This is a genomic window from Algoriphagus resistens (genome assembly GCF_001442615.1).
Lineage (GTDB): Bacteria > Bacteroidota > Bacteroidia > Cytophagales > Cyclobacteriaceae > Algoriphagus > Algoriphagus resistens.
In genome coordinates, this window is sequence record NZ_LMXN01000003.1 from 37,254 (window position 1) to 56,599 (window position 19,346).

Genomic DNA, 19,346 nt, shown 5'->3' on the forward strand with positions numbered 1-19,346 from the left:
GGAAGAACCATAACTTTGATTTCCAATACCTTACTTCCTAAGTCTGATGTCTTATTAAACTTTCTGCAATATCAGCGCCGCCCAATTATCCTTGCTTTGCCGGGAAATTAGCTCCAATCCTAATGGCTTGGCACATTCAGTTAGATCCTCTATATCTTCTGTATAAAAGCCGCTTAACAATAAAACCCCATTTGCCTTCAGCAAATGGGCATAAATGCTCATTTCATCAAGCAAGACATTTTTGTTGATATTGGCCAATACTATGTCAAACTCTCCTTGAGGATTTACTTCTCGGATCGTCCCCAAATCCATTCGGGTAGTCAAACCGTTCAAATCAAAATTCTCGTTGCCATTATTCACACACCAATCATCAATATCAAAAGCCTCCACTTCGCGGGCTCCAAGCAAATGTGCCATTACTGCAAGAATCCCTGTTCCTGATCCAACATCCAAAACCCTTTTTCCAAAGTGGTCTATCTGTCCCTGATGACGGAGCATTTGGAAAGTAGTTGCATGATGGCCGGTGCCAAAGGACATTTTGGGATTGATTACTATCTCGTGCTTGAATTCAGGCTTACTTGGGTGAAAAGATGCACGAACGTACACCAAATTGTCCACAGCAATAGGATCGTAATTCTTCTCCCATTCCTCATTCCAGTTGACTTTCGGCATTACACCCTCTTCCAAAATGATCTTTGCATCATCCTGATACTTGGTGATCACTTCATCGAAAGCAGCGCGATCGAAATCTGACTCCAGCGTATAAGCATCGATTCCCTCCTCAGTTTCGAGGAAGGAATCAAAGCCTGTCATGGCTAATTCAGCTATAAGGATTTCCCTGAATTGCTCCAGGCAGGTGATTTTAAACTCCAGGTAATCCATTTTTCTTAGAAAGATTTGATAATATCTACGAAGTCACGTGACTTCAGCGACGCTCCACCGATCAATCCGCCATCCACATCAGGTTTTGCGAAAAGCTCCTGAGCATTCTTTGGATTACAGCTTCCTCCATACAGGATTGAAGTATTGTCTGCGACGTCCTTGCCATACTTGGAAGCAATGTGTCTTCTCAAGGCAGCATGCATATCCTGGGCTTCCTCAGAGCTGGCGGTTTTGCCGGTCCCTATCGCCCAAATCGGCTCATAGGCAATCACGATTTTAGAGAAATCCTCCGGACTCAAATCGAAAAGACCTTCTGTCAATTGAAATTTCACATTTGGTTCATGAGTTCCTGCAGTTCTGATCTCAAGAGATTCTCCGCAGCAGAATATTGGTGTCAGGCCATTTGCCAAAGCGATTTTAACTTTAGCGGAAAGCATCTCATTGCTTTCTTTGAAATATTCACGACGCTCACTGTGACCGATAATCACATATTGTACGCCGAAGGAAGCAAGAATCTTTGCAGAAACTTCTCCCGTGAATGCACCAGCTTCCTTGTCGGAACAGTTTTGGGCTCCAATAAAAACGCCTTTTGCCTCTCCGATAAGCTTCTTAACCGGGAAAATATGTGGGAAAGGAGGATTAAGCACAGCGATAGCATTACCAGAATGCTCGTCTTTGATCATGTTCAATATTTCGGAAGTAAGCGTCTGACCTTCTTCGAAAGTCATGTTCATTTTCCAGTTTCCGGCTACGATTTTCTTACGCATAATCTGTTTTGAAAATTTAATAAGGTTTGATAAAAAAGAATCTAGGGATAATTTGGTCTAAAATTACGGAAAATGTCCAGTTGGGGAAAATATAAGCCAAATGAGTCGCGAAAAAACTCCTGGTCGCAGGAAGAAGCTTTTGAAAAGCTCACAACCTTCTGCGCCTACCAGGATCGCTGTTCCTGGGAAATCCGGCGCAAGCTCCACGAAAAAGGCATTAAAGACGAACCCGCGGAAAAGTTGATTGCAGAGCTGATTGAAGAGGAATTTGTAAATGAAGAGCGATATGCCAGGTCTTTCGCCAGAGGTAAATTCAGGCTAAAAAACTGGGGCAAAACCCGTATACGTATGGAGCTAAAAATGCGGGAAATCTCCGAGGATCTCATCCGAAAAGGACTATCAGAAATCGATCCTGGTGAATACTATGACACTCTTTTAACTCAGACTGAGAAAAAGTGGGAAAGCACGCACGAGTCTGATACCTACAAAAAGAAATTCAAAGTCACGCAGTATTTGATGAACAAAGGGTTTGAGATGGATCTGGTGAAGGAAGCTGTGGAGAGTTTAATTAGTGATCAGTAGTCAGTCGAAATTGTGAGTCCATGAGTGCAGGTCCAGATTTGGCGCAAGCCAGACTTATGCCTTTATCCATGCAGACTTCAATTATTTTAGTCCCAAGTCAAGATACCTTGAGCCTACTATGTTTTAGACCTTCGACTATAGTCTTCTGATCAGTTTTTAATCATTTCACTCATAATTTTTGCCGAAAGCAGGCAAAGCGGAATTCCTCCTCCCGGATGTACAGAACCTCCGCAGAAATACAGATTTTTTATTGAGGAAGAATAATTCGCATGGCGTAGAAAAGCTGAAAACTTATTATTTGAGCTATTGCCATAAAGCGCTCCCTGAGCGCTGGAAGTTTTGGATTCAATGGTTCTCGGATCTAAAATCTCCTCTACTTCAATCAAAGATTCAACATCAGTTTTGAGTATTCTATTCAGCTTGTGGAGTATATTTCTTTTGGCCTCAGCTATCATTTCATCCCAATTCTGTCCCTGATTATTAGGGACATTGATCATCGTAAACCAATTCATACAGCCCGGCGGAGCATCCTCATTTTTGTGGGTAGAAGTAATATTGAGATAGATCGTGGGATCGTTGAAAATCCTCCCGCGCTTGAAAATGTGCTCAAATTCCATTGGATAATTATCTGTAAAGAAAATAGTATGAAGATCCAGTTCAGGAAAATCCCGCTTGATTCCCCAATAAAAAATCAGTGCAGAACTTGACTTAGGCTGGTTGAGCAATAGTTTAGGTTGCTTTTGATCTTTTAGAATAGTCTTATAGGCATTGACCATATCCATATTATTGACCACGATCTCTGCAAAGTGATCAATTTCTCTTACCCGTATTCCGATAGCTTTCCCATTCTCGACAAGCACCTGATCTACTTTTTCCCCAAAATGATAGTTCACTCCAAGTTCTTCAGATAATTTATAGAGACTTTGAGTAATGTCAACCATTCCTCTCTTAGGAAAAAATGCACCTATATTGAATTCGAGATGAGGAATGATATTAAGAGTAGCAGGAGTTTCAAAAGGATTTGAACCGTTGTATGTCGCATAGCGGTTAAATAGCTGCACCAATTTAGGATGGGAAAAATGCTTTCTGTTTGCCTCATTCATAGTGGAGAAAATTCCCAATTTCCCCATTCTCATGTAAGACTTAAGTGCCTGTGGATTTGTCCAGGTATCTAGCTTGTGAAGGGAGCGATTCATAAATAGCGGTGACAAGCTATTGTAAATAAATGCTGATTGTTTTAGCGCATCCTCAATATTGGATGCAGGTTCTCCCAATTTTGCCTCTACTTCTTCTGCAAAGCGATTTAGATCTGAATATGCTTTCAATCTCGTACCATCTTCCCAAAAGTATTGACTGATCACATCGAGTCTTTCATAGTCAAAATGATCTTTCGGTTTTTTGCCAGCCAACTGAAACAACTCATCCACTTGCTCAGGTAGCGTAAAGAGTGAAGGGCCGGCATCAAAGCGATAGCTCCCTAAACGGATTTCGTTCAGCTTCCCACCAGGGTAAGAATTAGCCTCAAAAACCTCCACCGAATAGCCTTTGACAGCTAACCGGATTGCCGCGGCAATTCCCGCGATTCCCGAACCGATGATAATTGCTTTTCCAGTCATGGGTTTTTGTTCTAACCTCTAAACTAGCAAATTTTATAAAAGTTAAAGTTCCTGTAGCAGACCCATGATTTTCTTCGTAAGGGTAAAGTGCCTAACTGCTTTTTTATGAAAAACTTACTACTCCTTTCTCTCTTTGCTCTTCTATTTATTTCTTGTGAAAAACTTGATGAACCCGATATTTTGGGCAACTACATTAATACTCCCGAAGGGTGCAATCCCGGAGAAAATCCTGAGTTTAACTGTAGCCGATTAATTATACTCTCTGCCGGGGGAGTTGCTGAAGTTTTGTATGGCGGTGATATTTTTTCGCGGACTTCCTACAAGATTAAAGGGGATAAAATCAAAATTGAGAAAAATGATCAGTTCGGTTTGAATCTGACCTTCAAAAAGCTAGAGGATGGGTCGCTTAGAGAGGAAGGGGATAACACTATTTGGGTGAAGCAAGAGGATATCCCCTAAGGCCGGAAATGTGGAACCTGTCATTATTCCTGGAGAAAACGCTGGCGGCAATAGGACATGCGATGAGGTGGCAGCATATTTTGGTTCTCCTGGATTTGACTTTACAACTGGTAAATTCGATTACAATGGGGGATTTTCGGGAGCCTTCCCTGAAGGTTTTACAATTGAGACGGATGGCACAAATGTGAGTTGGAGCTTTATACCTCCTCCTGGCTTTTGCCTTAAATCTATCGCTTTTATAGTTAAAGGCAGCATTGGCGCAAATGTTTACAACTATGGTCCTGGTATTTATGAGGATTATGGGTTTACTTCACCCGAAAATGCCAGTGGAGATGCTGCTTGCCTTCGCAATCTTAGAGTATGCTACACACTCAGAGAATGTGTTGTAGAGGAAGAGAAATGCTATCAGGAAGAGACTGCCTGGGCATCTGGAAGTCGATATGTGGCAAGAGGGAATTGGGCTACCTATGCTTCTTTCCCATGGCTTCAAAGGCAACCTTATGAATTCAGGAATAACATCATTGTAGCGAAATTGTTTTAGTAATCGTACTTATAGTACACTTAATTCTTTTTTATGAAAAACCTACTCCTACTTTCTGCACTGGGATTTATATTCTTTTCCTGCGAAAAACTAGATGAACCGGATATATTAGGCACCTATTCTTATATCCCCGAAGGTTGCATCCCAGGTGACAATCCTGAACTAAACTGCGGCAGTTTTATCACTTTATCTGCTGATGGCGTAGCCGATATCTTGCCCAGTGGTGATATAGTCTATAGAACTACCTACAAAATCAGAGGTGAGAAAATAATCGTAGCAAAGGCTGATGAAGTTATCGATCAGATAATATTTCGCTATATGGATAATTCTACTCTTCGAAATGAACGGGATGGAGCCTTATGGGTCAAATAAAGGATGCTCCTCTGGACTTGGAATCCAGAGGTTTTAATAGTAGCATTTCCAATCATTCCTAAACCAACCCGAGAAGTCGTTGCTGAAGTTAAAATTGTGGAATTAAAATCTTAAGCTTTTGCTTCGGGATTGCAAACCTGAGAAGCCAAAATGACTATTGTGGATAGTTCAATAAGGCTGTATAACTCTTACAGCTTCTCGAAAATCCTTCTAAAACTCGTGGCTTCAGCGATCCTTCCATGAAGTTCGTCGATAGGTACTCGCTCCTGCTCGGTAGTATCTCGATGGCGGATAGTCACGGTATTGTCTTCCAAAGTCTGGTGATCGACAGCGATACAGAATGGCGTTCCGATCAGATCCTGACGTGCGTAGCGCTTACCGATAGATGCCGCATCTTCGTAGATAATATTGAAATCATACTTTAATAGTTCAACGATCTCTTGTCCTTTCTCAGGCAAGCCGTCTTTCTTCGTGATAGGAAGGATAGCCGCCTTCACCGGTGCAATTGATGGATGAAGCTTCAAGTAAGTTCTGCTTTTCTCCCCTGTATTCTCTTCTGTATAAGCATTGCAAAGTGTCAACAAGAACAAGCGGTCTGCTCCGATGGACGTCTCGATCACATAAGGGATGTAATTCTGATTCACTTCCGGATCGAAATACTGCTGCTTCTTTCTGGAGAATTCCTGATGGGATTTCAGGTCAAAATCCGTTCTGGAGTGGATTCCTTCCACTTCTTTAAAACCAAAAGGGAAGTCAAATTCGATATCCATTGCCGCATTGGCGTAGTGGGCAAGCTTCTCATGGTCATGCTTTCTCAGTTTTTCTTGAGGAATTCCCAGTGCCAAATGCCATTTCATTCTGGTCTCTGCCCACTTCTGATACCACTCCAGCTCGGTGCCGGGGCGCACGAAGAATTGCATCTCCATCTGCTCAAATTCTCGCATACGGAAGATAAACTGACGGGCTACAATCTCATTTCTGAACGCTTTACCGATCTGTGCAATTCCGAAAGGAACCTTCATTCTTGCAGTTTTCTGCACATTCAGGAAGTTGACAAAAATCCCCTGGGCCGTCTCAGGTCTCAGGTAAATCGTCGTAGAATCCTCAGCTACAGAACCCACTTGAGTGGAAAACATCAAATTGAACTGACGGACTTCGGTCCAGTTAGTAGTACCACTGATCGGACATTTGATACCTTCATTCACGATCAAATCCCTCACGCCGGCAAGATCTTCTGCTTCCAGCAATCTCGCCAAAGCACCTGTCAGTGCATTCGCTTTTTCTATATCTCCAGCTCTTTCGAAAACTGCAGCATGCTCTTCAACGAGTACATCAGCACGGTAACGCTTCTTCGAGTCCTTGTTGTCAATCATTGGGTCATTGAAGCTATCCACGTGACCGGAAGCCTTCCAGGTAGTAGGATGCATAAAAATAGCCGCATCGATCCCCACTATATTGTCTTGTACCCGCGTCATTGTTTCCCACCAAAGACGTTTCAGGTTGTTTTTCAATTCGACACCATAAGCCCCATAATCATACACCGCCTGTAAGCCATCGTAGATCTCGGAACTTGGGTAAACAAATCCATACTCTTTGGCATGGGAAATAATATCTTTCAATTGCGCGTTTTCCGCAGGAGTTTCAGTTTTTGCCATAGGCGCAAAAATAGGGAAAATGAATGAATCCTCGCAGAAAAATCAAAGTCTTAGAGTTTATCAAAACACCATGCAACTAGCATAATGCGGAAAAATCATTTATAATAAGAGTAACTTAAATTCTGATGCCAGTTATGAAGATTTTTCAACTTTTTCAGATGGAAAGATGAACCAGTTTACCTTCATCCCCCAAATAGGATTTACACTCAACAACAACCGGATTTTGGGGTATATGGAAATGTGTCTGCCTCGAAACCATCTCTGAAAAAATCACTAGACTGGGGAGGCGCTACTTCTGTATACTATTCCCAAGGAAACGAAACTGATGGGGGAGAAGTATTTACAAGAAAATAGATACCCTTCAGCGAGCACTTTTCGGCTTTCGGGGAGGTGAGTATTGCGCAGGCCGCATAAAAACCTTAACTCTAACAAAAAGTGTTTCTGGAAAAACCGCAACTACTGACGAGTCAGAAGGGAAGTATACTGTATTTCAAGGCTTCTTCCTTGCAGGTCTTACTTACTTTTCTAAAAATTGGCCGGCTACGGAACTTTCAACCAACCTGGTCACTTTAACGCACTCAGATAATATAATTGCAGACTCAAATTCAAATTCCTTCGATTTTGGTCTGAATGCATCCGCCATCAATCTCGGCGTCTCCTTCTTTTTAAACAATATGTAAAAATCCCTGAAAACATTAAAAGGCCAACCCGTCGCTGGGCTGACCTTTTGGTTGTTGGTGGTTCTATTGTTTTACTTAAAGGTATATTTCACTCCAATCCCCCCTCTGAGGTAGGAATGGGAATGATTTGCTATTACTGGTGCGGCTTCTATCAAAAAACCCAGATTTTTGGTATTAAAAGGCTTGATCAGTACGCCCACCGGGATAGCCACATAAATATCATTATGGTCGTCATGATGCTTGTGATGATGATCCCCCAGTAGGCCCAATCCTGCTCCCACATAAGCATTGACCTCACTTTTCCTTACGAAATTATAGCCTCCCATCAGCTCCAGACCCAAGTCATGACCGATACCAAGTCTGGCTTCTCCGAAAAATTCTTTATCAGTATCCGTGCCTACGGTAATAAAAGTATCAGAAGTCTGGAAATTGATCCCTACTGATACTTGCGCCTTAGAAATGGATATAAAAGCAACTAGAGTAAATGCTAATAAGAAAACTTTTTTCATGTGTTTATATTTTGATTTTTATAGGTCACATGGAATCTCGCACGATGAATAATCATCCCGGTGTGTGTCGCTTACGGCATGCTCGATTCCATAGTTATTAGAAATATTTCTAATACTATATCCCAAGAAAGAGCCAAACTTATATTATTACCAACCTCCCTCTTCTTTAGAAATTCTCCGACCTTCTTCAGCACTTATAAAAGAGGCTTCAATAATCTTCAAAACGCTGATGGCCTGAGCTATGGTGATGTCCAGAGTAGTTCCTTTCAAGATCGCATCGGCGACGTTCTGATACAGGACTCTGTAATTGCCGGGAATGGTTTCATAGGGCTTTGTTTCCTCATTGAGGAAAATTTCTCCCCACTTCTCCTCAGTTTCCACACCCCACGATGATCCTTCAGGCTTTTTGCCCGCCTTGAAAGCTGCTTCTTGAACATCCAGCCCAAACTTCTGATACGCCCCTTTTTTTCCCAATAACAAAAACTTTGGAGTAGGTGCATTCACCAAGGCGCCCGCTGTCACTCTGGCTTTGAGCGAACCGTAATCCAGAATAATATCAAAATAATCATCTGCTATAGCTCCTCCCCGCTGTTTACGGATATCCGCCTGAATCCAATTTGGTAAACCAAAAAGCAATACTACCTGATCGATCAAATGTGACCCGAGATCAAATGTGATTCCATTTCCAGGCACTTCCATTTCCCGCCAGTTCTCCGAAACATCCGGACGGAAACGGTCAAAATGAGATTCCAGATAAACCAGATCTCCCAAGTCCCCTTCACGCACTAATTTCTGCAAGGTCATAAAATCCCCATCGTAACGGCGGTTATGAAAAATAGAACAAATCAAACCCTTCTTTTCAGCTAGCTTATTTAGCTCTGCCGCCTCATGAGAAAATATTGTAACAGGCTTATCTACCACCACATGCTTTCCTGCTTCCAGACACTGCATCGCCATAGGAAAATGAAATTCATTTGGAGTAGTAATCACAAGTAGGTCAGCAGCGTCTGCAGCCAGCAATTCTTGCAAACTTCTATACGTAGTCACGCCAGCATACAATTCTTCACATCGATTGGTACGGCGCTCCACAGAAGCTACAAGCTCAAGGTCAGGACAAACATCAATAAGTGGTGCATGCATTTTTTCAGCTACTGAGCCAAAGCCAATAATGGCAGTTTTAATAGTATTCCCCATAATTAGAGATTCATTTCGTGTGCCTTATTTACCAGCTCAATGCGCGAACTGACCCGAAGTTTTTGATGGATATTCTTGCGATGTGTTTCTATAGTTTGCCTGCTTAAGTTTAGTCTTTCCGCAATATTTTTATTTTGAATCCCATCTCTGATCAATTGGATGATTTCGGTTTCCCTGCGTGAAAGTTTATATTTCAGCCTAAAAGCATCATAGTAGGCTCCCTGGATAGCTTGTTTTTTTACCCGGTCAAAATTCAGGACATGGCGCCCTTCAAAAACTTCACGGATTGTAAAAATCAATTCGTCAGGGTCGGCATCTTTGAGGATAAATGCATCGGCTTTCTGATTGATACATTTTTTGTAAATCTTCTCCTCATCATACATGGAAAGAACTACAACCTTCAGATCCGGATGTTCATTTTTGCAATGGGTTAAAACCCCAAAGCCGTCCATTATCGGCATATTCAGGTCGGTAAGAACCACATCCACTTGATTTTCGGCTATATAATTACAAAGCTCACTGCCGTTTGGGAAGACACCGACGACTATCAAGTCGTGCTCTTCCTCAAGGAGGCCTTCTATTCCTTTTGCAAATAATTTATGGTCATCAGCCAGGGCAATCCTGATCATGAGTAGGGAGATTAGTATTTTGGGGAGATTAAGCTCCAAATTATACCCTTAAATCTAATTTGGCAAGATTAAAGTTATTTCTGTTCCTTTTCCGACAGCAGAAGTCAGTTCAAACTCGCCACCGATCGTATTCATTCTCTTCTTGAGATTGTGCATTCCGCTGCCGTTGGTCTGTTGGGAAGGGTCAAATCCTTTACCATCATCCAGTATCTGGATTTGTTTTCCCTTTCCGTTCTCACAGATTCTTATCAGAATTTTATCCGGCAACGCATGCTTGATTGAATTGTTTAGAGACTCCTGGATTACCCGGATCAGCACCAGTTTTTGCTCCTTCGGCAAATCAACAAGTTCAAAGTCTGCTTCCAACATGGTTTCACAAAAACCCGTAGCCTTGATCCGTTCAAGCTGCTGCTCGATAAATTCATTGATGCTAATTGACTCCACCCAGTCGAGGTTAAGCATTTTGGACAAGCTACGAACCTCCTGAATCGTCTGGTTTAGGATCATTTTCCCCTCCTCATGCTTCTCCGGCTTGATGGAGCCAAAATTAAGCTTGGCCAAAGAAAGCAGCTGCCCGATATTGTCGTGCAATTCCCTTCCAATCCGGGTAAGGGTATCTTGCTGGATTTCATTTTCTATATTCAGCAAGGTCTTCTCATGCTCCGATTTGATCTGATCCACCTTCTGCCGGTTTTGAGCCTGTCTCTGTCTGTGGATAAATACCATAGCTATTACAAAAGTTGACATAATCCCTCCCAGGAACAAGGTAGAGAAGATAATTATGTAAACTTGGCTTTCAAGAAAACTCATAGGATGGTTCTTTTTCAAATATTGTTGGCAAAAGAGGAGATGCTATCGTAAGGGTAAAAACTCCTAAATTGAAGAGTTGTACCGCCATACCTAATTCTTGTAAAGTATTACCTAAAACAGGGTTTACCTGATAAAGATACAATAAGGCCACTGAACTGATATATGACAAAGTGAAAGCGAACATAATAAAAGTCATTTGCCAAAATGATAGTAACCTCAATGGGTTGCGTATCAAATATTGTTCAACAGTGATCAACCCAATGAAGTACAACCCACTTCCGATCAAAATCATATTAGCCCCAATAGTAAAGATAATAGGCTGATTCAAATAAAGAGGCTCAATACCTGATAATTGAATTACACCTGTCACAGCTATGAAAATGTAAATCATCCAGGTCATGTATTTCCTTTCAGAAGGCTCAAGCCAGGATTTGATCAGTACTAAATAGAGGATTACACCTATTTGTCTCTTTGTAAGATTAAAGAGCCAAAGGTTAAACTTGGGATATTCCGTATTCCCCAAATAGGCATTTACTGTTTTTTTGAATTCAAAATTATAATTGGTGTATGCTCCTAGATTCTCATAAAAGACAGTAAACACCACTATCAAAAAAGGGAGACAATAGTGAATATCCGTTCTTCTTTCCTTTGATAACCTGATAAAACTAAATATTCCGATAATTAAAAGTAGATTAGAAATAATGGTGAACCAGTGCGAATAAGCCTGTATCAATTTACTGTCCATCAATTAAGCGCTCTTTCGTCCCTGAAGTTCATAGGATGGTTCTTTTTCAAATATTCCCGGCAATAGTGGCGAGGCAATAGTGAGCATTAGTATTGCTAAATTAAAAACATCCATTACTATTTCTGTATAAGAAAGTGATTTGCCAAGCTCATAATTGTAAGTTACCAAGTAAAGCTTAGTGACGTCATTGATGTAGGTTAAAGAGTAGGTAAAAAGAATAAACGTCATTTGCCAAAAGGAGGTTAGTCTCAGGGGATTCGAATTGAGGTATCTATCGTTTGTCATCAACCCGACAAAATAGAGACCACTACCCACCAGAATCATATTAGCCCCTATGGTGAATATTAAGGGCTGAAACCAATAAATAGGCTCAAGTCCGGAAAATTGTATGACCTGACTGCTTACCACAAACCCTGTCAGCATCCAGTTTATATATTTCTTTTTCGAGGGTTCAAGCCAGGATTTTATTAGGAAAAGATAGAGTATGGTCAATACTTGCTTGTTGGTAACATTAAATAGCCATAGATTATATCTAGGAAATTCCGTATTCCCAAGGTAGGCGTTAACCGACCTGTTAAACTCGTGATCATACAGGGTATAGGCTCCCATGTTTGAATAGAACACCGTAAACATTAAGATCAAAAAGGGAAGCCAAAAGTACAATTGAACTCTTTGCTCCTTTGAAAGTCGGAAAAAGAAGAATATACCTAATAATGCGAGTATGTCTATTATTATCATATACTCCTTTAAGAACACCTGAACAAACCTACTTCCCATTCTTATGAACCGGTAGGCTCATCTTCACAGTGAAAAGGACATGTGACTCCTCCATTTTCATATTCATCTCCCATGCCACCCCGCTCGACTGAAAAAGGCATTTTCCCTTTTAGGTTAGCTGCCCGCATCACTAAAGTTAACTGCCCGCAATAGGCCGCTCCCTCTTTTGGATGGGTTTTTTCAGCAGTTTCCTCGGTGTATTCGGTGAAGTAAAACTGTATTCCCCCCACCTTTGGGTCTTTATCAGCTTTAGCCAATAGCCCCTCTAGTGTTTCTCTATCTAAGAATATCCAGTCGGTTTGATTATTTTTGTCTTTCTTTCTAGTTCCTGTTGCCGGTTTGCCTTTTTTGACTTCGGTATCATACTTACCTTTCATTGCTTCGAAGTCTTTTTTGTCAATTTTCATGTATTGGGTTGCTGATAAGATTAAGAAATAGAATAAAGCATAAATTTCATCCCAAAAGATACGGATTTTCTCTGCTAGAAGGCAATAAAAAAGGAGCGAGATCGTATCCCGCTCCTTTTAAAATTTATCAAAATGCTTGTTATGCAAGTTTTTTGGCCTCCTTAGCAGCATTTTCCTGGTCGATCTCCCGCTTCATCAAATCCACTACAATCGGAGTAGCGATGTAGATGGAAGAATAAGTACCTACCAGAATTCCAATGAATAATGCAAAGGAGAATCCTCTCAAGACCTCGCCACCGAATACCAGCAGTACAATCACCACAATCAAAGTGGTAAATGAAGTAATCAGGGTACGTCCCAGTGTCTGATTGATGGAGTCATTGAAGACTTTCACCAGTTTATTAGTCCCCCTGCTTTCGATATTCTCACGGATACGGTCAAATACGATCACAGTATCGTTAATAGAGTAACCGATCACAGTCAGCACCGCAGCTATAAATACCTGGTCAATTTCAAATGTAGCTCCAAATGCACTTGCAATAGCAAAAGCTGCAATCACAAACAAGGTATCGTGAATCAAGGCAATAATAGACGCCAAAGAGAATTGCCACTTACGGAATCTCAGCAAGATATATAAGAAGATGGCGATCAATGCCACTATCATTGCCTCAACTGAAGATGCTTTAATGTCATCTGCCACAGTTGCTCCCACTTTGGAAGAACCTGTAATCGCGAATTGTCCGGATGTCAATGATTCTGCATCTTCGGTAAATGCCAATCCGGTAACTGCGGCAATTCCTTCTTTTACTTTGCTTTCTACTTCAAGATTGGATTCAGCATCATCTTCATTTACCAAATAGGAAGTAGTCACTTTCAATGTATTGTTAGAACCGTAAGTTTTTACTTCCACAGATCCGTCAAACTCTCTATCCAGACCGGACTTCAAATCTGATGCAGCCATAGGCTCATCGAAAGCTACCACATAAGAACGACCACCTGTGAAGTCAACACCGAATTTCAATCCATTGACAGCAGCGATGCCCAGACCAATTACTATAATTGCGGAAGAGATCAGGTAAGCCACTTTTCTTTTGCCCAGAAAATCAAAATTCAAGGCACTCAATGCATTTTTGGCAAAAGGAGTAGCAAAGCTGATGGAGCTTTTATCTCCTTTTTTGCTCATCCAAGACACAATCACCCGGGTAATAAATACAGCAGAGAAGAAAGAAGACGCGATACCGATCATCAATACAATTGCAAAGCCTTTTACAGGCCCTTGTCCCAAAGCAAACAAGATAGCCCCAGTAAGGAAAGTTGTCACGTTTGAATCGAGAATTGCGGAGAATGCTTTATTATAACCTGCATTGATTGCAGCCAACAGACCGACTCCGCTCCGAAGTTCTTCCTTAATACGCTCAAAAATCAGAACATTCGCATCGATGGACATACCTATCGTCAATACTATACCTGCAATACCTGGCAGGGTCAAGGCCGTACCAAGCTGAGCTAAAATTCCAAGGATAAAGAAGATATTGAATACTAAAGCAGCTATGGCTACCAAGCCACCTTTGGAATAGTAAGCGACCATGAAAAGTACAACAATCGCAAGACCTGCTACCATGGATATCAATCCTTGGTTCAACGCTTCTTTACCCAAAGTTGGGCCAATGATGCTTTCTTCCACGATTTGTGTAGGCGCAGGAAGAGAACCTGATTTGAGGATATTTGCCAAATCCTGTGCCTCCTGAAGAGTGAAGTTACCCGAGATTTCAGACTGACCAGATGGGATTTCACCGTTTACCACCGGTGCTGTATACACATAGTCATCCAATACTACAGCGATTCTTCTGCCGATATTTTCAGCAGTTAGTTTCCTCCACTTTCTAGCTCCTTCCGCGTTCATTTGCATGGACACAGCAGGTCTTGAAGATTGGTCCAATGCCTGACGGGCATCTGTCACCACATCACCTTCCAAGGGTGCTTCGTCTGTTCCTCTTTCAGTTTTAATTGCATAAAGCTCCAACGTTTCAGTGCCATCTTCTGCTTTGAACGGCTTCACGCCCCAAAGCAATTTTATATCTCTAGGCAACAGGGATTTGTAATCCTCATTCTTCAGGATACGATTGATCGCCATGGTATCGCGAAGCTCATAGGCCAAGCCATAATTTGGCTTAAGCAAGCTGAATAAGGGTGAAACTCCAGTATTGCCTGAATTGGAAGGGTCTATCTCTGCCAATTGCTTTTCCAACGCGTTCTTCAATGAATCCTCTTCAGAAAGATCCTCTGTAGCAAGTGTGTCAGCAGTAGCAGGCTCTGCTGATCGATTGGCAGCTACCCAAGCGCTGTTCACAGCCTCTAAAGCAGCACCGATTTCATTTGTTTCTGCCACTTCCCAGAACTGTAGTTTGGCCACGCCCTGTAGCAGGTTTCTTACCCTTTCCTGATTGTCCACACCCGGCAATTCGATCTGGATACGGCCAGAACCTTGAATTCTTTGGATGTTTGGCTGAGAAGTACCAAATCTATCGATACGCGTTCTTAAAATATTGAATGAACGTTCAATGGCATTCTCAACTTCGTTGTCGATGATCTCAAGGATTTCAGCATCTGAAGACTCCAGGGAAATACGTCCTCTATTTGCTGCCGTAGCGAAAATCGAACTGAGCTTCTTGCCGGGATTATTTTTCTGGTAAGCAGCATAGAATAGATCAACATACTTGGTAGTAGATGTTTTCGCTTCCTCGCGAGCCTCCTCTACAGCTTTATTGAATGCAGCATCTTTTGGGTTACCGGCAAGCCCTTTTACAATTTCCACAGGGGAAACTGCCAACGTAACGTGCATACCCCCTTGAAGATCAAGACCCAATCCCAGTTCAGTTTCCTTTACTTCCTGAAAAGTGTAATCAGCGCCAAGGAAATTATACACCGGAGCTCTCCAGATAGAATCAAGATAGCTTTGTCTTTTTGAAAAATCCACATTTCCGGACTCGTCGGTGGCGTATGCCTGGGCTTTCTGCTGGATATTGTTTGATACAAATGTGAATGACAGATAGTACAGGCATAGCACCGTAACAATCACTGTCAGAAACACAATGACACCTTTGTTTTGCATGAGAAATTGAAATTATTAATTGATAGTAAATACAGATTTGTAGCTTAACTGCATATCAGAAAAGCACTTGGAGAATAGGGAATACCTCAGGCTCAGGGTCCTTTGGTGGAGATTATCCGCTCAAAAAGTATTTCAACGAGCTGATTTGGCTGAAAAACCGTAGTGGATTCAGTAATGAAACCAGATTCCTCAAAATGTACTAATTCATAAATTAGGTGAAGGGCATTTTGTGATACATGCACCAAAAATGGAACTACCGCATCCACTGCCACATTCAAAAAAGTCTGATCCTGATCACCTGAAGGAGTCTTGTCATGCTTCTCGACTTTATCTGCTCCCCCTGCCTCAGGAATATACTCCACACTGGAAATAAACAAACATAGCAGCAATGCCAGCATCACCGTCAGGCGCTGTTGGAATAAGTTACTATTTCTGTTTCTTTCTTTCATGCGGCGCAAATATAGCCAATTATTTAAAATGAGTGATTCTCTTCCTTAAATTTCTGATAGCTGACAATAAAATCAAAATATATTATTAAAAATCAATCAGTTACCAAAATATACCCTTGGTAAATTATACTGTTCTCGCCCTCAAATAGGTACGGATGACCTCCAGTGCTTTATCGAAATTCTGATTGTTCGGTACGATCAAATCTGCATCATTCATAAATGGCTTGATGTATTTCTCGTAAGTAGGCATCACATGCTGCTCATAGCGGTAAAGCACATCATCCAAATCATATCCACGCTCTACCTTGTCTCTGATGATTCTCCGTTTTAGCTTGATATGATCTTTGGCATCAATAAAAACTTTCAAATCGAGTAGATTAGCCAATTCTGGATAATAAAGTACAAAAATCCCTTCTACCACCACTACGGGCGCAGAAGCAAAGGTCAGCATCTTCGGTGTTTTTGCAGCGTTATTAAATGTGTATTCCTCACGCTGAATGGTCTCTCCTGCCTGGATTTTACGGATATCAGCCGCGTATTCTTCAAAATCTATACTCTCAGGCCGGTCAAAATTATACACCCCATGATCATCAACTGGCTGCAATTCTCTGGGTTTATAATAGTTATCCTGTGAAATCAGGCAAACTTCACCGTCTTCGAAAGAACTAAGCAACCGCTCTAAAAAGAGTGTTTTTCCTGAAGCAGAACCACCAGTAATGCCAACGATGAATGGTTTTTTCATGAGGCAAAGTTATAGTGATTTTCGGCTTTTCACAGAATTATATATGGCTTAGAAAGGCAACAAGCTCGCTGACGGCTTTTCCCCTGTGAGAGATTGCATTCTTTTCTATGAGATTTAGCTCCGCGAAAGACCTCGTGTAGCCTTTTGGAAGAAAAATGGGATCGTAGCCAAATCCAGCGCTTCCGGTTCGTTCATAAAGGATTTCCCCTTCTGCCACGCCCTCAAATTTGTATTCCTCACCGCTTAACAATAACGCAATGACGGTTTTAAATCTGGCGGTCCGGATAGAGGAGTCTCCAAGGTTTTTGAGCAAGAGATCAATATTTCGCTCATCACTTCGGGGCTCTCCTGCATATCTTCCGGAAAACACACCCGGCTCTCCCTCCAGCGCATCTACTTCCAGACCTGTATCATCCGCAAAGCAATCCACTCCAAAATTTTCTTTTACATACTTCGCTTTTTGAAAAGCATTATGCTCAAGCGTATCACCGGTTTCCGGAAGCTCATCCAGGCAACCAATATCCTGAAGGGAGACAATTTCAAACCGCTCCCCAAGAGCAGCCTTTACTTCCATGATTTTATTTGGGTTGTTGGTTGCAAAGCAGATTTTCATGTTTCAAAAATACGGTTTAATGCTCACCTGAGCTATTCCTTTTTCCAAAATTCCGGGCTTCTTCACACTTGTCCAAGTAAGCTTCTGTAAAACCTAAGGCTTCTCTGTGCATTAAAACCGGAATCCCTTAATTTCGGTTTTCACTTTGAATTCAGTCCTATGAAGAAAATCACTATTTATTGTGGTTCCCGAAAGGGAGACAGTACCGTCTATGAAACAGCCGCGAAAGCATTGACACAAGAGATGATCAAACGCGATCATTCTTTGATCTACGGGGCAGGAAGAGTGGGTTTGATGGGAGTGATTGCAGATGAAATGTTAAGAGCGGGCAAGGAAGTATTAGGGATAATTCCCCAGAAACTGGTAGATCGGGAAGTAGCCCACCGCGGTTGTACAGAACTAATTATTGTCGAGACTATGCGTGATCGGAAGTGGCTGATGGCTGAACGTGGAGATGCATTTATTGCGATGCCTGGCGGAATCGGGACATTGGAAGAGCTTTTTGAGATCATGACGCTAAATCAACTTCATTATATCCAAAAACCGCTGGCGCTTTATAATGCGAATGGCTACTTTGATAAACTGCTTGCTTTTTTGAATCACGCCATGGAAGAGGGATTTATGTATCCAGAACAGGAGGAGCTATTGATTGTTTCCGATGATCCCTCGGATTTGCTGGATCAAATTGAAGCCTATGAGGCAAGGAGACCGGCAGATTGGTGAAATATGGGATGGCTCGGTACCGGAAGTAGGGTGTCCGATTTGATAAAAGCTGAATATAGCGGTGAATAGTAGGCTGTTAGTGGTTAAAGTCAGCAGCAAAAGGCACAGCATTGATGATTGAGAACGGACACTGGTTACTTTTCACTTATCACCACATTATTGCCTTTTTACCTGATTCTTGGCTCTTCCTACACCCCTGTGATTTTTCTTGTATGCAGGGTGCCAGATGCTGGATATCAGTTGATCAGTTGGCAGGCTGAGTAGTTTCCCTTAGTGGGAAATCTAGGGCAACAAACTAGCATGCTGTAGGAAGGTAGCATAATGATGGAAAGTAAATCCAACTTCCGGGGAAGCAGGACATCTGCGTTCTCCTGCGATACCCTCCTGAACACCGCGGATATTAAATCCATAATTTAAAATCATCCTAAAAAGATAATTTCTTATTTTTGCACAGTTATGATCCAGAAACTCTTCCCACTCGACAAAAATTACATTTTGCGCCAAGCGCAATCTGTGCTTGAAGAGGAGTTGATTGATCGGATGATTTTTGAACTGAAGCGCTCTTACACTTCCCTGTATAATCCGCTTCAGCTAATGGATACCACTTACGCCCAGATTCTTGATACGTTTGAGTTTCCCCGTGAGCGTGTAAGGATGATCTATCGGCAACTTTGCGGCATTTATCGCTACAAACATGGTGATAATCAGCTGGAAATGCTTTTTGATGGACGCACGCATTTGGAAAAATTCCAAGACGATTGGTCCGTCGCTTTTATTTCATATGTGCGTGAATTAGGCATTCATGGACAATACGTGAAAACGATGCTGAGAATGACATTGCTTTTTGACACTGAGTCTCGCGCCGAATGGGCAGAAAACCACTGCAAAGCCTTCATCAACCAGCACTTCGAATGCAAAGTGGTGAAGCGTCAAGGTGAGCTCCGAATGAAGGTCGGGTAAGGTTCAATTTCTTAATTCACTCTTTTTACAACAAACCTGCTTTTCCCTAAATAATTTTGTCCGTTAGAGGACGATGGGCTCCGCTTTCGAACAAGCTAAATTCAACTATCCTTCATTTCAGT

Annotated in this window: 21 protein-coding genes; 6 read left to right on the forward strand and 15 right to left on the reverse strand. The window is 41.8% G+C overall.

The genetic code is table 11. From position 1 onward, the window contains the following. Window positions 1–54: 54 nt before the first annotated feature. Both prmA and tpiA read right to left on the reverse strand, forming a co-directional pair. Window positions 55–882 carry a 50S ribosomal protein L11 methyltransferase gene (prmA, locus tag AS141_RS06390; RefSeq protein ID WP_057936816.1) on the reverse strand — a complete coding sequence of 276 codons (828 nt, stop codon included), beginning with the start codon at window positions 880–882 and terminating at the stop codon, window positions 55–57. Window positions 883–887: 5 nt separating this feature from the next. Beyond that, the gene (tpiA, locus tag AS141_RS06395) at window positions 888–1,649 is read right to left on the reverse strand and encodes a triose-phosphate isomerase (protein WP_057936817.1); all 762 of its coding nucleotides are present in this window, start codon (window positions 1,647–1,649) and stop codon (window positions 888–890) included. A gap of 72 nt (window positions 1,650–1,721) precedes the next feature. Here tpiA and AS141_RS06400 point away from each other — a divergent pair, with 72 nt between their 5' ends. After that, window positions 1,722–2,231, forward strand: a complete 510-nt coding sequence (locus AS141_RS06400) for a regulatory protein RecX (RefSeq protein ID WP_057936818.1) — start codon at window positions 1,722–1,724, stop codon at window positions 2,229–2,231. 149 nt (window positions 2,232–2,380) lie between these two features. Here the strand turns inward: AS141_RS06400 and crtD are convergent, their stop codons facing one another. Further along, a complete protein-coding gene (gene crtD / locus AS141_RS06405) occupies window positions 2,381–3,847 on the reverse strand; it encodes a 1-hydroxycarotenoid 3,4-desaturase CrtD (RefSeq protein WP_057936819.1) in 1,467 nt (488 codons plus the stop codon). Window positions 3,848–3,952: 105 nt separating this feature from the next. On the opposite strand from crtD, the gene AS141_RS06410 reads away from it, so the two are divergent. From AS141_RS06410 to AS141_RS06420, 3 genes are read left to right on the forward strand one after another with little or no spacing between them, the layout of a single operon-like run. Next, window positions 3,953–4,306, forward strand: a complete 354-nt coding sequence (locus AS141_RS06410) for a hypothetical protein (RefSeq protein ID WP_057936820.1) — start codon at window positions 3,953–3,955, stop codon at window positions 4,304–4,306. A gap of 10 nt (window positions 4,307–4,316) precedes the next feature. Further along, the gene (locus tag AS141_RS06415) at window positions 4,317–4,847 is read left to right on the forward strand and encodes a hypothetical protein (RefSeq protein WP_057936821.1); all 531 of its coding nucleotides are present in this window, start codon (window positions 4,317–4,319) and stop codon (window positions 4,845–4,847) included. A 33-nt stretch (window positions 4,848–4,880) separates the two neighbouring features. Further along, on the forward strand, window positions 4,881–5,219 hold the full coding sequence (locus tag AS141_RS06420; RefSeq protein WP_057936822.1) for a hypothetical protein: 339 nt from the start codon (window positions 4,881–4,883) through the stop codon (window positions 5,217–5,219). Window positions 5,220–5,407: 188 nt separating this feature from the next. Here the strand turns inward: AS141_RS06420 and AS141_RS06425 are convergent, their stop codons facing one another. From AS141_RS06425 to AS141_RS06480, 12 genes are all read right to left on the reverse strand, one after another. Beyond that, a complete protein-coding gene (locus AS141_RS06425; RefSeq protein ID WP_057936823.1) occupies window positions 5,408–6,874 on the reverse strand; it encodes a glycine--tRNA ligase in 1,467 nt (488 codons plus the stop codon). Between the two features lie 751 nt (window positions 6,875–7,625). Next, window positions 7,626–8,063, reverse strand: coding sequence for a hypothetical protein (locus AS141_RS06430; RefSeq protein WP_057936824.1), 438 nt, complete (start codon window positions 8,061–8,063; stop codon window positions 7,626–7,628). Between the two features lie 147 nt (window positions 8,064–8,210). Continuing rightward, window positions 8,211–9,257, reverse strand: coding sequence for a Gfo/Idh/MocA family oxidoreductase (locus AS141_RS06435; RefSeq protein ID WP_057936825.1), 1,047 nt, complete (start codon window positions 9,255–9,257; stop codon window positions 8,211–8,213). A 2-nt stretch (window positions 9,258–9,259) separates the two neighbouring features. Further along, window positions 9,260–9,886 (reverse strand): response regulator transcription factor, encoded by a 627-nt coding sequence (locus AS141_RS06440; RefSeq protein WP_057936826.1) that lies wholly within the window; start codon window positions 9,884–9,886, stop codon window positions 9,260–9,262. Between the two features lie 54 nt (window positions 9,887–9,940). Continuing rightward, complete coding sequence (locus AS141_RS06445; RefSeq protein ID WP_057936827.1) at window positions 9,941–10,696, reverse strand: sensor histidine kinase; 756 nt, start codon at window positions 10,694–10,696, stop codon at window positions 9,941–9,943. Continuing rightward, window positions 10,683–11,441: a hypothetical protein gene (locus AS141_RS06450; protein ID WP_057936828.1), complete on the reverse strand. Its 759-nt coding sequence runs from the start codon at window positions 11,439–11,441 to the stop codon at window positions 10,683–10,685. Before AS141_RS06450 ends, AS141_RS06445 begins: the two co-directional genes overlap by 14 nt. A gap of 3 nt (window positions 11,442–11,444) precedes the next feature. Then, entirely contained in the window at window positions 11,445–12,050 is a 606-nt protein-coding gene (locus tag AS141_RS06455; protein WP_232424837.1) for a histidine kinase, read from the reverse strand. 170 nt (window positions 12,051–12,220) lie between these two features. Then, window positions 12,221–12,625, reverse strand: a complete 405-nt coding sequence (locus tag AS141_RS06460) for a hypothetical protein (RefSeq protein WP_057936830.1) — start codon at window positions 12,623–12,625, stop codon at window positions 12,221–12,223. A 139-nt stretch (window positions 12,626–12,764) separates the two neighbouring features. Continuing rightward, complete coding sequence (secDF, locus tag AS141_RS06465) at window positions 12,765–15,737, reverse strand: protein translocase subunit SecDF (RefSeq protein ID WP_057936831.1); 2,973 nt, start codon at window positions 15,735–15,737, stop codon at window positions 12,765–12,767. A 92-nt stretch (window positions 15,738–15,829) separates the two neighbouring features. Further along, window positions 15,830–16,186: a hypothetical protein gene (locus tag AS141_RS06470; RefSeq protein ID WP_057936832.1), complete on the reverse strand. Its 357-nt coding sequence runs from the start codon at window positions 16,184–16,186 to the stop codon at window positions 15,830–15,832. 124 nt (window positions 16,187–16,310) lie between these two features. Next, the gene (locus AS141_RS06475) at window positions 16,311–16,928 is read right to left on the reverse strand and encodes a uridine kinase family protein (RefSeq protein ID WP_057936833.1); all 618 of its coding nucleotides are present in this window, start codon (window positions 16,926–16,928) and stop codon (window positions 16,311–16,313) included. A gap of 37 nt (window positions 16,929–16,965) precedes the next feature. Further along, the gene (locus AS141_RS06480; RefSeq protein WP_057936834.1) at window positions 16,966–17,541 is read right to left on the reverse strand and encodes a non-canonical purine NTP diphosphatase; all 576 of its coding nucleotides are present in this window, start codon (window positions 17,539–17,541) and stop codon (window positions 16,966–16,968) included. A gap of 159 nt (window positions 17,542–17,700) precedes the next feature. On the opposite strand from AS141_RS06480, the gene AS141_RS06485 reads away from it, so the two are divergent. Continuing rightward, the gene (locus tag AS141_RS06485; RefSeq protein ID WP_057936835.1) at window positions 17,701–18,264 is read left to right on the forward strand and encodes an LOG family protein; all 564 of its coding nucleotides are present in this window, start codon (window positions 17,701–17,703) and stop codon (window positions 18,262–18,264) included. A gap of 456 nt (window positions 18,265–18,720) precedes the next feature. Then, a complete protein-coding gene (locus tag AS141_RS06490) occupies window positions 18,721–19,224 on the forward strand; it encodes a hypothetical protein (protein WP_057936836.1) in 504 nt (167 codons plus the stop codon). The last annotated feature ends 122 nt before the right edge of the window (window positions 19,225–19,346 follow it).

Coding starts and splice junctions, on each gene's coding strand:
- AS141_RS06485 (WP_057936835.1), top strand. CDS start 17,701: ATGAAGAAAATCACTATTTATTGTGGTTCCCGAAAGGGAGACAGTACC.
- secDF (WP_057936831.1), bottom strand. CDS start 15,737: ATGCAAAACAAAGGTGTCATTGTGTTTCTGACAGTGATTGTTACGGTG.
- AS141_RS06410 (WP_057936820.1), top strand. CDS start 3,953: ATGAAAAACTTACTACTCCTTTCTCTCTTTGCTCTTCTATTTATTTCT.
- AS141_RS06400 (WP_057936818.1), top strand. CDS start 1,722: ATGTCCAGTTGGGGAAAATATAAGCCAAATGAGTCGCGAAAAAACTCC.
- AS141_RS06490 (WP_057936836.1), top strand. CDS start 18,721: ATGATCCAGAAACTCTTCCCACTCGACAAAAATTACATTTTGCGCCAA.
- AS141_RS06470 (WP_057936832.1), bottom strand. CDS start 16,186: ATGAAAGAAAGAAACAGAAATAGTAACTTATTCCAACAGCGCCTGACG.
- AS141_RS06430 (WP_057936824.1), bottom strand. CDS start 8,063: ATGAAAAAAGTTTTCTTATTAGCATTTACTCTAGTTGCTTTTATATCC.
- AS141_RS06420 (WP_057936822.1), top strand. CDS start 4,881: ATGAAAAACCTACTCCTACTTTCTGCACTGGGATTTATATTCTTTTCC.
- AS141_RS06435 (WP_057936825.1), bottom strand. CDS start 9,257: ATGGGGAATACTATTAAAACTGCCATTATTGGCTTTGGCTCAGTAGCT.
- AS141_RS06450 (WP_057936828.1), bottom strand. CDS start 11,441: ATGGACAGTAAATTGATACAGGCTTATTCGCACTGGTTCACCATTATT.
- AS141_RS06480 (WP_057936834.1), bottom strand. CDS start 17,541: ATGAAAATCTGCTTTGCAACCAACAACCCAAATAAAATCATGGAAGTA.
- AS141_RS06475 (WP_057936833.1), bottom strand. CDS start 16,928: ATGAAAAAACCATTCATCGTTGGCATTACTGGTGGTTCTGCTTCAGGA.
- AS141_RS06440 (WP_057936826.1), bottom strand. CDS start 9,886: ATGATCAGGATTGCCCTGGCTGATGACCATAAATTATTTGCAAAAGGA.
- AS141_RS06445 (WP_057936827.1), bottom strand. CDS start 10,696: ATGAGTTTTCTTGAAAGCCAAGTTTACATAATTATCTTCTCTACCTTG.
- AS141_RS06425 (WP_057936823.1), bottom strand. CDS start 6,874: ATGGCAAAAACTGAAACTCCTGCGGAAAACGCGCAATTGAAAGATATT.
- prmA (WP_057936816.1), bottom strand. CDS start 882: ATGGATTACCTGGAGTTTAAAATCACCTGCCTGGAGCAATTCAGGGAA.
- AS141_RS06460 (WP_057936830.1), bottom strand. CDS start 12,625: ATGAAAATTGACAAAAAAGACTTCGAAGCAATGAAAGGTAAGTATGAT.
- tpiA (WP_057936817.1), bottom strand. CDS start 1,649: ATGCGTAAGAAAATCGTAGCCGGAAACTGGAAAATGAACATGACTTTC.
- AS141_RS06455 (WP_232424837.1), bottom strand. CDS start 12,050: ATGGGAGCCTATACCCTGTATGATCACGAGTTTAACAGGTCGGTTAAC.
- crtD (WP_057936819.1), bottom strand. CDS start 3,847: ATGACTGGAAAAGCAATTATCATCGGTTCGGGAATCGCGGGAATTGCC.